The 12,710-nt window shown below is 36.2% G+C and carries 12 protein-coding genes; 8 read left to right on the top strand and 4 right to left on the bottom strand.

Going from position 1 to position 12,710, the window contains the following annotated elements; all coding sequences use genetic code 11:
• Positions 1 to 27: 27 nt before the first annotated feature.
• The gene (locus IC221_RS02755) at positions 28 to 912 is read right to left on the bottom strand and encodes a class II aldolase/adducin family protein (RefSeq protein WP_188167492.1); all 885 of its coding nucleotides are present in this window, start codon (positions 910 to 912) and stop codon (positions 28 to 30) included.
• Between the two features lie 205 nt (positions 913 to 1,117).
• Between IC221_RS02755 and aldA the strand changes: the two genes are divergently transcribed.
• The 4 genes from aldA (at position 1,118) to IC221_RS02735 (ending at position 5,301) form a co-directional block, all read left to right on the top strand.
• Positions 1,118 to 2,584 (top strand): aldehyde dehydrogenase, encoded by a 1,467-nt coding sequence (gene aldA / locus IC221_RS02750; RefSeq protein WP_188167491.1) that lies wholly within the window; start codon positions 1,118 to 1,120, stop codon positions 2,582 to 2,584.
• Positions 2,585 to 2,667: 83 nt separating this feature from the next.
• The gene (locus IC221_RS02745; RefSeq protein ID WP_188167490.1) at positions 2,668 to 2,847 is read left to right on the top strand and encodes a hypothetical protein; all 180 of its coding nucleotides are present in this window, start codon (positions 2,668 to 2,670) and stop codon (positions 2,845 to 2,847) included.
• 192 nt (positions 2,848 to 3,039) lie between these two features.
• Positions 3,040 to 4,230, top strand: a complete 1,191-nt coding sequence (locus IC221_RS02740) for a DUF6786 family protein (RefSeq protein WP_188167489.1) — start codon at positions 3,040 to 3,042, stop codon at positions 4,228 to 4,230.
• A 153-nt stretch (positions 4,231 to 4,383) separates the two neighbouring features.
• The gene (locus IC221_RS02735; RefSeq protein WP_188167488.1) at positions 4,384 to 5,301 is read left to right on the top strand and encodes an AraC family transcriptional regulator; all 918 of its coding nucleotides are present in this window, start codon (positions 4,384 to 4,386) and stop codon (positions 5,299 to 5,301) included.
• Between the two features lie 39 nt (positions 5,302 to 5,340).
• On the opposite strand, the gene IC221_RS02730 is transcribed toward IC221_RS02735, so the two are convergent.
• Positions 5,341 to 5,694 (bottom strand): Rid family hydrolase, encoded by a 354-nt coding sequence (locus IC221_RS02730; protein WP_188167487.1) that lies wholly within the window; start codon positions 5,692 to 5,694, stop codon positions 5,341 to 5,343.
• A 267-nt stretch (positions 5,695 to 5,961) separates the two neighbouring features.
• Between IC221_RS02730 and IC221_RS02725 the strand changes: the two genes are divergently transcribed.
• From IC221_RS02725 to IC221_RS02710, 4 genes are all read left to right on the top strand, one after another.
• On the top strand, positions 5,962 to 6,402 hold the full coding sequence (locus tag IC221_RS02725) for a nuclear transport factor 2 family protein (RefSeq protein WP_188167486.1): 441 nt from the start codon (positions 5,962 to 5,964) through the stop codon (positions 6,400 to 6,402).
• 9 nt (positions 6,403 to 6,411) lie between these two features.
• On the top strand, positions 6,412 to 6,840 hold the full coding sequence (locus tag IC221_RS02720; protein WP_223241271.1) for a nuclear transport factor 2 family protein: 429 nt from the start codon (positions 6,412 to 6,414) through the stop codon (positions 6,838 to 6,840).
• Between the two features lie 27 nt (positions 6,841 to 6,867).
• Complete coding sequence (locus IC221_RS02715; RefSeq protein WP_188167485.1) at positions 6,868 to 7,776, top strand: alpha/beta hydrolase; 909 nt, start codon at positions 6,868 to 6,870, stop codon at positions 7,774 to 7,776.
• Positions 7,777 to 8,494: 718 nt separating this feature from the next.
• Positions 8,495 to 9,091 carry a hypothetical protein gene (locus tag IC221_RS02710; protein ID WP_188167484.1) on the top strand — a complete coding sequence of 199 codons (597 nt, stop codon included), beginning with the start codon at positions 8,495 to 8,497 and terminating at the stop codon, positions 9,089 to 9,091.
• Between the two features lie 218 nt (positions 9,092 to 9,309).
• Here IC221_RS02710 and IC221_RS02705 read toward each other — a convergent pair whose 3' ends face one another.
• Together IC221_RS02705 and fucP are read right to left on the bottom strand one after the other, a co-directional pair.
• Entirely contained in the window at positions 9,310 to 11,130 is a 1,821-nt protein-coding gene (locus IC221_RS02705) for an arylsulfatase (RefSeq protein ID WP_188167483.1), read from the bottom strand.
• 231 nt (positions 11,131 to 11,361) lie between these two features.
• Positions 11,362 to 12,705, bottom strand: a complete 1,344-nt coding sequence (gene fucP / locus IC221_RS02700; protein WP_188167482.1) for an L-fucose:H+ symporter permease — start codon at positions 12,703 to 12,705, stop codon at positions 11,362 to 11,364.
• Between the last annotated feature and the right edge of the window lie 5 nt (positions 12,706 to 12,710).

Genomic DNA, 12,710 nt, shown 5'->3' with positions numbered 1-12,710 from the left:
CACACTATTAACCGACACACACATCAATTATCTTCTGTTGATTACTTTTGCTTTTTGGTAGAAGTCATTTTGAAGTAACTCATCATCAGACCAGTTAGAACGCTTGTCGTACATTCCTAACTTCTCTCTGATAGCGATCATATCACGTGCTTTTTCAATACCTACACAAGAAATCTCAGGAGAAACTGTAGTCGCTACTGCTACTGTTTGGCAGATTGCCTCTACGTTTTCCATTTTCCAGTAAGCATCTTCAATATGGCTACCCCAAACGATTACACCGTGGTTTTCCATTAATACTGCTTGGTGATCGATTGCTGTTTCTCCAATTACCTCTGCATTTTCTGGTGAACCTGGCGTTTCATATTTTGCCAATCCCATTTGACCTAAGAAGATATCAGCTTCTGGAATTACACCTGTTGGGGGTACAATTGAAGCAATAGCGAAGGCAGTACCGTGAGGAGGGTGAGCGTGCACACAAGCTTTTGCTGTAGGCATTCTTCTCATGATCGCTAAGTGCGTCATCACTTCACTTGTTCTTGGACGGATACCTGCTTTTTGGTTACCTTCCATATCCACCAAACAGATATCTTTTGGCTTCATTACTCCTTTAGAGATCAATGTTGGCGTACATAAAACTAAGTTATCACCAACTCTAACAGTAATATTACCACCGTTACCATCTACATAACCTTTTTGCCATAAACGCTTACCAGCAAAACAGATTTCCTTCTTCAATTCTTTGATTGGCTCAGAGTTGAAGAATGCTTCTACTTCTTCTCTAGTAATGGGGTCGTTTCCTTTTTCCCAATTATATTCCAATTGAGGTAGTTCAGGAGTGATTTTCCAATTACTACCTTCTTCTATATGTTTCTTCGTCTTTTTCACTTTCTTTATTGGTGCGACTGCATTCATTTCTTCAATAATTTAATGTTGTTTGTTTTAATTACACCTCAAACTTAACGGTATTAAAATGGGAAACTATCCTTTGGTTTCCTGTATAAAAAGCAGGAAAGTACAGGACATTTAGTATAAAATATAGTCGTAACTAGCAGTAAGTTCAGAGAACATGAACATCCAAATATTGAATTATTACACATATTTTTAGACGATAAACACTATGTCAAACTACACTTATGACGTTGGGACAGATGTAAAAACTTACCAACAATATATTGCAGGCTCTTTTTTCAGTACAGCAGATCACATTGAAGTTTTGAACCCTTGTAATGAGGAAGTAATTGCACTTGCTCCAAGAGGTACAAAAGAAGATGCAGACAAAGCTGTAGCTGCAGCAAAGGCCGCTCAACCAAAATGGGGATTATTACCAGCAGTAGAAAGAGCAGAGTACTTAAAGAAAATGGCACAGGTTATTAGAGAAAACCGTGTATTTTTAGCTGAAACTCTTGCTACTGAGCAAGCAAAAGTAATGGGCTTAGCACAAGTTGAAATCGATGTTACAGCAATTTATTTTGACTATTATGCTGGTATGGCAAGGTCTTACGAAGGAGAAATCATCCAAAGTGACCGTCCAAACGAGCAAATGATGTTACATAAATTACCAATCGGTGTAGCTGTAGGTATTTGCCCTTGGAACTTCCCATTCTTTGTAATGGCACGTAAAATCGCTCCTTCTTTAGTAACAGGTAATGCATGTGTGGTAAAGATCAGTGAAGAAACACCAATGGTTTGTTTAGAATTCGCTCGTCTTATTGAAAATATCGGTTTACCAAGCGGTATTTTAAGTATCATCACTGGTTACGGACACGAAGTTGGACAGGCACTTTCTGAAAATCCAGATGTGGGAATCATCAGTTTGACAGGTTCTGTAGGAGCAGGTCAGAAAGTAATGGAAGCAGCTGCTAAAAATATTACTAAAGTTTCTTTAGAATTAGGTGGTAAAGCTCCTGCTATTGTATGTAAAGATGCAGATTTAGACTTAGCTGTAAAAGCAATTGTGGCTTCAAGAGTAATCTTCAGTGGTCAGGTTTGTAACTGTGCAGAGAGAGTATATGTTGAGGAAGAAGTATATGAGGAATTCATGACAAAATTACTTCCTGCAATGAAAGCGGTAAGAGTAGGCAATGCCCGTACTGATGCTAAAGCAGATATGAGTGCTCAAATCAACAAAACGCAATTATTGAAAATTGATGAGATGGTGAAGAGAGCTGTAGAGCAAGGTGGCGAAGTACTATTAGGTGGTAGAATATCATCTAAATTCGACAAAGGATACTACTACGAGCCAACAGTAATTGCTAATGTAGAGCAAGATCATACGATCATGCAAGATGAAACATTCGGTCCAGTACTTCCAGTAATGAAAGTTTCTTCATTTGACCAAGCTATTGACTTTGCAAATGACAGTGAGTATGGATTGACTTCTTCAATTTATACTAACGATATCAATAAAATTCTTCGTGCAACAAAAGAATTGTTGTTCGGTGAAACTTATGTAAACCGTGAAAACTTCGAGGCGATCCAAGGATTCCACGCTGGATTTAGAAAGTCTGGTATCGGTGGAGCAGATGGTAAGCATGGTTTAGAGGAATACTTACAAACTAAAGTAATGTATATCCAACAAAATTAATTTTGATAAAGCGTTTGGGGTGTGCCTATTGGGCATGCTTCAAACACTTTACCCATTTTTTAAACTAATAAATAATACAAAGTATGACACTTTCAATCCAGAATAACATCGACGAGCAACAGATCATTAAATCAATACTTCAAAATGATCTAAAAAAGAAAAAGTGGCTCAAAGCATCAAAATGGTTAAAAACGCAGATGATCAAATGGGAAATTGAAAATAATAATGCAAAATTTTCTTCATTGGTCTTCGCTGAAAAGTAATCTTCTTTCTTAGGAAAGAACGAAAGGAAATAGGCTTTACAGAAGTCTACTCTTTTCATACGACTAACAAACGGATTCATTATAATTTACACACGAATATATAACTATTTAAAACTCTTCATCTCTTATGATAGAGTTTTTTTCACTTTCAAGATCAAAAGAAACACAACGCTCTTAAAACACTGAATACAAATGAATTATTTTATAAAAACAATATTTATTATGGGTTTAACCGCTTCATTAAGTTGTGACAACAAACAAGAATTACAAAAAGGATCGTTTGGTTATGATGTATCTTTTCTAAAAGATCATCAGTCCACTATCGTATTGGAAAACAGTACAGGAAAAAGTAAAGTGGCCATTGTTCCTGCTTATCAGGGGCGAATTATGTCAAGCTCAGCGCAAGGAGACAATGGGAATAGCTATGGTTGGTTGAATTATGAAGCCATTGCCTCAAAGGAATTACAAGAAAAAATTAATGTTTATGGTGGAGAAGACCGCTTTTGGCTAGGACCTGAAGGCGGGCAATATTCAATTTTCTTTGATCCAAAAACGGAATTCACTTTTGACAATTGGCGTACACCAAAGGAAATTGACACAGAAGGTTTTGATGTCATTGCTCAATCTTCTTCAAAAGCCGTTTTCGAAAAGGAAATGAAACTCACTAATTATTCTGGTTTTCCTTTCCACATTTTGGTAAACCGTGAGGTAAGTATCTTCGAAAGGTCGGAAATAGAAGAAAAATTAGCATTGGACCTTTCAAATATGGAGGTGGATTTTGTAGGGTTTGAGTCTGTCAATACCATCAAAAACATTGGTGAGCAAGCATGGAATAAGGAATCTGGCTTATTGTCGGTCTGGATTTTGGGTATGCTGAAGCCCACTGATGAAACAGTGATTATGGTTCCGTTTAAAACTTCCCCTGCTTATCAAAGCTATTTCGGTACTATTCCTTCTGATAAATTAAAAGTCAGTGATGAACTGATTTTATTCAAAGGGGATGGTACACATAGAGGTAAAATTGGTTTGAGACCTGAGCATACAGTACCACTTTTAGGAAGTTATGATGCAGAAAAAGGAGTACTTACGGTCGTTCAATTTAGTTTCAATAATGATCAAGACTATGTTAACTCTATGTGGGAATTGCAAGATGAACCCTACGCCGGAGATGCTGTAAACACTTACAATGATGGTCCATTAGAAAACGGTGATCAGTTGGGACCATTTTATGAATTAGAGTCCTCTTCTCCTGCAAAAGCATTGGGTGTCAATGATTCCGTAATACATCATCATGTTACTTATCATTTTGAAGGGAAAGAAGAAGATTTAAATAAAATTAGTCTGAAGCTCTTCAAATCAGATTTAAAAGGTATTAAAATCTAATCAAGACAGGTGTTGATAGCTGTCTTGATTAGATAGAAAAGATAATTCACGTCAGATTTTTAGCTCAACTTCAATTTTTGGAGTTGGGCTTTTTTCTTTTTAAAATTGAAGTTCCGTAGTTTATTCAATTTATTTACTTTAATCCTTTGTCTATTGAAGCATTTTAAAACCATTTCAGAATATTGTCAAGCCATTGGAATCGACGCTCCTCAGCATCCTCACTTTGATATCCGTAATTTTGAGGATAATATGGGGAAAGTGGTCGAAAGTATGCCTGCATTTCGTCATGAGTTTTATTCAATTGCTATAAAAGCAGATGGTGGTGGAAAAGCAATTACTGGACATCATTCTGACTTTCCTGAAGGAGTAACCATCTTTTTTAATTCTCCCTTTCAAATCCTCTCTTGGGATATTGTCCCTAACTGGACGGGCTACTATATTGTGCTTTCGCAAGACTTCCTAGCTTCCTCACATTACTATGATCGCTTATTGGATGATTTTCCTTTTTTAAAAATTGACGAATCTATTCCTTTTGAAATTGATCAACAGGATTTACCAGAAATTATTGGAATTTATCAGCGTATACATCAAGAATATCATAGCGATCATGAGGACAAATTTCAGTTTATACAAGTATATGTCCTCCAACTACTCCATCAAATCAAGCGTCTTTTTCAAAAAAATGTCAATCATGAAGTCGCTAATGAACAAATACGTTCTGCTGATCTGAAACTTCTTTCAAGATTTCAAAAACTCATCAAAACGAGTTTCTACCCGGATGCACAATTAGAGACTTTTGCCAACTTACATTCCCCTTCCTATTATGCTGGATTACTCAATATTCATCCTAATCATTTGAATGCAGTTGTCAAATCTATCACAGGAAAAACAGCATTAAACCACATTCATAACCATATCTTAAAACTAGCAAAAGCAGAATTGCTTCAAACCAATAAAAATGTGAAGGAAATTGCTTACAGTTTGCATTTTGAGGCTCCTAATAACTTCAGTGCATTTTTCAAAAAAAACACGAAAACAACTCCAGGTGCTTATAGGAAGAAAGGAGAGTAAACTAAATTATCGTCAACCTTTAATCGACCTAATATCTTTTTAAACTTCGGCAACGGCTGTAACACTTACTTCAATTAAAACATCTCCTTCCAGGTCTACCCCTAAACAAGCTCTTTGGGGCCAGTGGTCTGGGTTATCACCAATCCAGCTTTTCCATATTTTATCCATCACTGGTTTATCCGTTATTTTGGCAAGGTAAACTTGAGCGGAGACAATTTGATATTTGTTAGAACCTAGTTCCTGTAAATTATCATCTATGATTTGTAGTGTTTCTTCAATTTGAGCCTCCAATGGAAGAGAGGTATCTTTAGTGGTTGCAACTGTCCAAACAAGATCTTTATAAGCTGAAGATTTATTTCGACCTATGTAAGTTCCTCTTTTTCTTGTGATCATACTTTTCGTGTTTAGTTTGTCTGATTTAGTGTATTGAAACCTCCTCATTGCAAAGGTTTTGCCAACTGATATTGTCCTCTACAAATCATTTATTTAATAAAGTAACTCTTCGGTTTATCTCCCTCTTTTCTTTCCCATGAAACACTTTTATAACTCATTCTTTGAAATTTATACTTCTTTCTTTGAAACGGAAAATTCATTTAAAACAATGCTAACGACATTTGTATTGTTCAAAAAGAAAAACAATAACCTTAATTGCCAAAGCTCATGAATTCCGCAGAAAAAGCTGTTACACAAATATTTATCGCAACTGACCAACAGGATTGGGAAAGACTTGAAGTCATTTTTGCCAATCAGGTGGAGCTTGATTATTCCAGTATGAATGGAAATCCTGCTACAACATTAGCTCCTCAAGAAATCACAAGTGCATGGAAAGGCATTCTTCCTGGTTTCACGCATACGCATCATCAATTGGGAAATATGATTTCGACTATTAAAGACAACAAAGCGGAGGTTTTCTGCTATGGTACTGCTACACATTTTTTGGAAGATGAGAGAGGAAATGTCTGGACAGTTGTAGGTACTTATCACTTCGAATTAGCATTGATAAGTGATGAATGGAAAGTGAGTAAAATGAAATTCAATTTTAAGTACCAAGATGGTAACACTTCTCTTCCTCAAAAAGCCATCGAAAACGTAACGAAATAATCCATTATCATGAGTATTCAAATAGATCAAATGAAAGAAAATACTATTGCGTTCTTGAAAGCATTAGAAGACAAAGACCTCTCAAAAGTAGTAGCATTATTTGCAGAAGACGGTATACATATCAACCCTTATCACTCTGGTTTATTTCCAGAAGGAGCCAAGGGAAGAGAAGCTATTAAAGCGTATTGGGAACCTGTTTTTCCAAATTTTGAACAAATGCTTTTTCCTATAGAAGAGCTTCACGTAATGGAAGCTTCAAAGATGACATTCGTGAAATTTAAAGGTAAAATTGAATTGAAAGAAAATGCAGGATGGTATGAAAATGACTACTACGCCACTTTCAAATTTAATGAAGAAGACCTTATTACTGAATACGTAGAAATATTCAACCCCATAGTAGCTGCTAAAGGTTTCGGCTTATTGGATCAAATAAAGTAATCACACAAAACACTACCATTAATTGATATGAAAAAGATTAATTTTAAAAGCGAAGGATTTAATTTATCAGGTCACTTATTTTTCCCTTCTAACTATACTGAGGGAACACAATACCCTGCCATTGTTGTTTCTGGAAGTTGGACTACTGTAAAAGAGCAAATGGCTGGATTATATGCTGAGAAATTTGCTCAAGAAGGCTTCATTACCCTAGCATTTGACTTTAGAAACTATGGTGAAAGTGAAGGCGAACCAAGGTTTTGGGAAAACCCTGAAATGAAAGTAGAGGATATCAAAAATGCCGTTTCCTATTTGCAAAGTCTTCCTGAGGTGGATTCAAATAGAATTGGTGCTTTTGCCGTATGTGCAGGATCAATGTACACATTAATGGCTGCTTCGGGTGATGATAGAATTAAGGCGGTTGTAACTGCTGCATCTTGGTTGCAAGATGGAGAGGCGGTGAAGTTGTTTTATGGTGGAGAAGAAGGTGTGAATACTAAAATTGAAGCGGCTCGTAAAGCAAAAGAAGTATTTGCGAAAGAGGGCGTGGTGGAATACATCGAAACGATTTCTACTACCAATACGGCGGCAGCAATGTATGGTAATTATGATTATTATTTGAACCCAGAAAGAGGTGGTGTGAAAGAATGGAGCAATGATAAATTTGCTGTAATGAGCTGGGAAGATTGGTTGACATTAGACCCTATGCCATATGCTCCAAAACTTCAGACTCCTACTTTGATGATTCATTCTGATGGCTGTGTGTTGCCACAATACACCAAAAATTTCTTTGAGAAAATTGCCACTGATGACAAAGAATTAGTTTGGTTAGATACTGAATTAGAATCTCCAATCCAACAGTTTAATTTCTATGATCAAGAAGAAGAAGTAGGTTTGGCAATTGCTAAAGGAAGCGATTGGTTTAAAGCGAAATTGTAATTTTTTGTTAGAAATCGGGAGATTTCTAGTGATCTATAGACACGGATGACGTTATCGCTTAACATCCGCGCCATTGGTCTATGTACCTTTAGCGCGGATGTTAAGCGATAGCGTCATTTGTGTTTTAAAGACAGTAAGAAGTCTCGGACTTCAACAATACAGATTAAATACTTACTACATTGTAAACTAAATTATCGTCAACTTCCAATCAACCTTTCTGCCAGCATTTATAGGATCAACTTTCAAACTTCCTTCTTCTTCATTTTTCCATTGATGAAAAACGAAGCAAAAAATCTAGGCTTAGAAGTCAAAAGCTAAATTTCATTCCTCTCGCCTAAATGATTTTAAACTCGCTGCACTCAAACAAGAAAATCATTTTTAACGGCTCAATTCATGAAATTCTTAACGCTTTTCCCTTCAATGCCGGGGGGAGTACTACCAAACTAAAATGGTAGGAAGCTCAATGGTGCGAATGTTAAGCGTTAGCCTCATTCGTGTCCTTCAGATTATCAGAAATCTCCTGATTTCCAAACAACATAAATAATGAAAACTTAGTTTACAATGTGCTTACACTTTTAAACAAAATAGTATTAAAATAGAATAATCCTCAGATCATATATAAACTATTTACTATTTCATAAACAATCCCAACCTGTTTCAGTTCTCTTGTGGAATGCTCACATCGCATATACTCTTTTCTTACTAAATGTCTACACTGATGAAAACTATCATTTTACAACTCATTGTTTTATTCCTGATTACATCATGCTCTACTACGAAAACGGCACTTGTAGTACCTCCTAACAACAGTATTGAAATTGATTATCCTAATATGGATGTCTTTAGAGCCAGTATTAAAAACGGTGGCAACGATGTGGGAATTGCCGTCTTATCAAAATCTACTGAACAACAAATCCGAGGCTTTGGTTTAGCTCCAAGGGCGAATGCTGATGTGATGGTGGAGAGAGAAAATAAATTGATTATCAAAAATGAATTGGACCGCCCTGTAAGCATTAAATTAAATGTCACTAAAGAGAGTAGAGCTGTTTTTGAAAAACAGGGTGAATACGTGAGTTTTACGCTTCGAAATAAAAGTGCTCAATCCATTCCTTTGATCATTCCTACCGTCATGAATCCCAACCTTTCACCGTTTTCTAAAAGTGGTGTAGATTTAAAAATGGGACAAGAAATTTTATTTAGAATGAAAGGTCGCAATTATAACCTGCTTACTGTTGACAAAAGTATTAGTAACGGCGATGAAATTGATGTGGCAGACCTTCTAAAAAATAGAAAGAGAGAATTAAATCTTGACTAAAAGGATGAAAGTACTAAGATCATCATAGGCCTGCCCTTAATACTACTTTTGAATCATTTTCCCCTACTATTTACTTAATCCATTTTGTTCAATCACACCTAAATAAAAAGACTACCACAAAAAAATGTGGTAGTCTAAACACTTTCCAAAACACCTTAATTTAATGTTGGCAAAACTAAAAGAGGTGTCTCTGTCTAATTAATAGAAATTTACTGCGATTATATAGTTTCCGTTTTCCCTTCAACATAAATGTAGAAAGCATTTGTCTCTGTTCCATCAACAGTTGTAAACCAAGCTGTCAATTCTGTATCACCTTTAGTTATTTTCGTTTCTATAGTTGCAGAAGGCAATGTGTTGTCTACCTCTACTGAATATACTTTTTCTCCTACTTTCAAGTGAGCGGTTTTGAATTGAATCGCCTTACCGCTTATTCTTGCATTCGTAGCTTTTGTTGCAGGATATGCATCGTCAATTGAAGCACCTAATGCCAATCCACTTTCTTCAGGCCATCTGCTTAAGTCAAACTTATAAGTGCCTTCTTTTGTAAAATTGACTAATATCTTAGCGGGCTCCATTGGCTTACCTGCACGAATCAATCCTTGGTTCCAAGGAGGATTAACTCCTAATGGCGTATGAGCATCATGACAAGTCAATACATCTACTGAATCTACTCCTAGATTGATGATAGAATATTTCGTTTCCTTGATCATACCATCCCACCAAGTATTGTAGAATGCATCCATTTTAGCTACTCTCTCTAGATATTGAGCTGCAAGATCTTTCGTTTGTCCTGGATCTTCAGAGATGTTATAAAGTGCTTTTCCATCAATCAATCTCCAATCTCCTTGCATCACACAACTTTGTTTTCCTTTTCTTGGCCAAGGAATACGTTGTGTATCTACCACTAACATACGATCTGCAGGTTTTTCTTCTTTTTGAAGATAAGTACTCACATCCACACCGTCCATTTCTTTTTTAGGCTTGAAATCAATACCTGCAAACTGTGTTAATGTGGGTAATAAATCTACATGAGCGATCAACTCATTTAGATGCTTACCACCTGTAAGTTTACCGTTTGGCCATCTGATAATAAAAGGTACTCGATGCCCGCCATCATAATGACTTGCCTTCGTTCCTCTCATACCTGCATTGTAACCGTAGTATTTCTTTGTTTTTTTATTTTGCTTGTACCCTGCTGCAGTACCATTATCTGAGGTGAAGATCACAATAGTATTATCAGCAATTTTCAATTCATCCAATTTCGCTAATAACACTTTGAAGTTGTCATCAATATTAGTGATCATTCCATAAAACCTTTTTTGGGTTTCTAGCAGGTTTTTCTCTTCAGCATATTTATTATAATACTCATCAGGTACATTGTAAGGACCATGAGGAGCATTTAAACTCAAGTAAGTGAAGAAGGGTTTGTCTTTGTTGTCTTCAATAAATTGGATGGCCTCTTTAAACCAAACATCTGTACAATACCCTTTTTGCTCTTCGGGTACACCATTTCTAAAATAAGTATCATCAAAGTAGTCATTGTTCCAGTAGTCTGGCGTTTGTCCAACACCCCCGCCACCATGATAAAAGGCTACATCAAAGCCTTTATCATGTGGTCTAAAGGGGTGGTTGTCTCCCAAGTGCCATTTTCCAAACATCCCTGTACTGTAACCGTTCTGTCTGAAAACTTCTGGCATTGCTAGTTCATCTCCATTGAGCATTGATGCTCCCTTAATTGTATGCCACACACCATTTCTATTCGGATTTCGTCCTGTCATCATGGCTCCTCGTGTAGGAGCACAAGTTGTTGACACATGATAGTTGGTTAAATTGATAGCTTGTGTTGAAAAATTATCAATTGCAGGAGTCTGGATAATTTTATTCCCAGTATTTCCCATATCACCGTACCCTTGATCATCAGTAATCACAATAATCACATTAGGCTTACTTGTTACATCTTCTTTTTGACTTACTTTTTGGCATGATGCAAAAAACATCATAATGCAAATCACTGTAAGAGTGGAAAAAATTGTTCTCATCTAAAAAATATTTTTTGTAATTGAATGGGTTGAAGTATTACAAATCAAAAATACTCAATCTATTATTCTATTTTGATCAGCTGAAAATAATACGCTACATAATGTAATATTTGAGTTGCTATTTCTACATTTATTAAGGCTGTATTGACAACTATTTCAATCAATATAATCGTCCGTTTTTAGCACCCTACTTCTAAACTAGAAGTAGGGTATTTTCGACCGAGTAGTATTTTATTTGTTGGCAAATCTTCTGTACCCGAATAAAGCAATCATACAGAAACACACAAATGGAATCATAAATGAAAAGTTTACACCATCTAACCCCATAATTTTATCTTGATCGATCAAAGCACCTTGCATTGGAGGCATTAAAGCTCCACCTACAATCGCCATCACTAAACCTGCTGCACCAAATTCTTTATCGTGTTCTAAGTTTTCTAAAGTGATACCATAAATAGTAGGGAACATTAATGACATAAATGCTGAAGTAGCCACTAAAGCGTAAAGTCCAGTTTGGCCACCTACAAATACTGTGATACCAATGGTAGTCATTCCACCCAAAGCAAAAATGGCTAATAATAAGGCTGAGTTAACGTATTTCATCATGGCAGTGGCCACAAATCTACAAAGCAAGAAAGTAACCATGGCAACGATATTCAAACTTTGTGCATCTGCTTTTGTATAACCAATGTTTTCAGCATACTGAATGATAAATGTCCAGCACATAATCTGTGCCCCTACATAAAAGACTTGTGCCAAAACCCCTTCTCTATAGATACTATTTCCTGCTAATCTTTTCAAAGTTGCCTTCAAATTGAATTGCTCATCCTCTTTGTTGTTCGGAATTTTTGTGATGGCAATTACAATCGTCATGACAATTACTACAATACCCAATAATGCATAAGGGTCTCTGATGACCATCAAGTCATGCATTTTGATCGCTTGTTTTTCCGCTACACCTAACGTGGTATATATCAATGACCCATCTGCTGCTTTTTCAGCAGACTGTAATTGTGATAAGATAAACTGCTGTGCCACAAACATACCTGTGATTGACCCGATAGGGTTGAAAGACTGCGCAAGGTTTAATCTTCTAGTTGATGTTGATTTTGTTCCCAATGATAAGATCAGTGGATTGGCAGTAGTCTCTAAAAATGCCAAACCGAAAGTCAGGATATAAAGGGAAATTAAAAAGAAGCCAAATAGCTGGAATTGTGCTGCCGGGATGAATAGTAAACATCCAGTAGCATAGAACCCTAAACCAATTAGAATTACTGATTTATAAGAATATTTTTTGATCAGAATCGCCGCCGGCAATGCCATTGTGAAATATCCACCATAAAAAGCGAACTGTACTAATGATGCTTTAAAGGTTGTAATTTCCATTACGGTCTGGAAAGCCGAAACCATAGGGTTTGTGATATCATTAGCAAATCCCCAAAGTGCGAACAAACTTGATATTAAAATAAAAGGGATAAGGTACTTTTTTTCCACTACCTTTTCTTCTTGAGGTATAATCTTCTCCTGTTGAAAACGCTCTGGGGTTTCCACTTGGTCTGTCAATAATTCATTCATTTCTA

This window comes from Flammeovirga sp. EKP202, from assembly GCF_014534745.1.
Taxonomy (GTDB): Bacteria; Bacteroidota; Bacteroidia; order Cytophagales; family Flammeovirgaceae; genus Flammeovirga.
Note: the sequence above shows the minus strand (reverse complement) of the source record. Positions and strands in the feature narration are given on the sequence as shown.

Excerpts from the sequence above, each read along its gene's own strand:
- IC221_RS02725 (WP_188167486.1), top strand. The coding sequence starts at position 5,962 with ATGAATTCCGCAGAAAAAGCTGTTACACAAATATTTATCGCAACTGAC.
- IC221_RS02730 (WP_188167487.1), bottom strand. The coding sequence starts at position 5,694 with ATGATCACAAGAAAAAGAGGAACTTACATAGGTCGAAATAAATCTTCA.
- IC221_RS02745 (WP_188167490.1), top strand. The coding sequence starts at position 2,668 with ATGACACTTTCAATCCAGAATAACATCGACGAGCAACAGATCATTAAA.
- IC221_RS02755 (WP_188167492.1), bottom strand. The coding sequence starts at position 912 with ATGAATGCAGTCGCACCAATAAAGAAAGTGAAAAAGACGAAGAAACAT.
- IC221_RS02715 (WP_188167485.1), top strand. The coding sequence starts at position 6,868 with ATGAAAAAGATTAATTTTAAAAGCGAAGGATTTAATTTATCAGGTCAC.
- IC221_RS02720 (WP_223241271.1), top strand. The coding sequence starts at position 6,412 with ATGAGTATTCAAATAGATCAAATGAAAGAAAATACTATTGCGTTCTTG.
- IC221_RS02740 (WP_188167489.1), top strand. The coding sequence starts at position 3,040 with ATGAATTATTTTATAAAAACAATATTTATTATGGGTTTAACCGCTTCA.
- fucP (WP_188167482.1), bottom strand. The coding sequence starts at position 12,705 with ATGAATGAATTATTGACAGACCAAGTGGAAACCCCAGAGCGTTTTCAA.
- aldA (WP_188167491.1), top strand. The coding sequence starts at position 1,118 with ATGTCAAACTACACTTATGACGTTGGGACAGATGTAAAAACTTACCAA.
- IC221_RS02705 (WP_188167483.1), bottom strand. The coding sequence starts at position 11,130 with ATGAGAACAATTTTTTCCACTCTTACAGTGATTTGCATTATGATGTTT.
- IC221_RS02710 (WP_188167484.1), top strand. The coding sequence starts at position 8,495 with ATGAAAACTATCATTTTACAACTCATTGTTTTATTCCTGATTACATCA.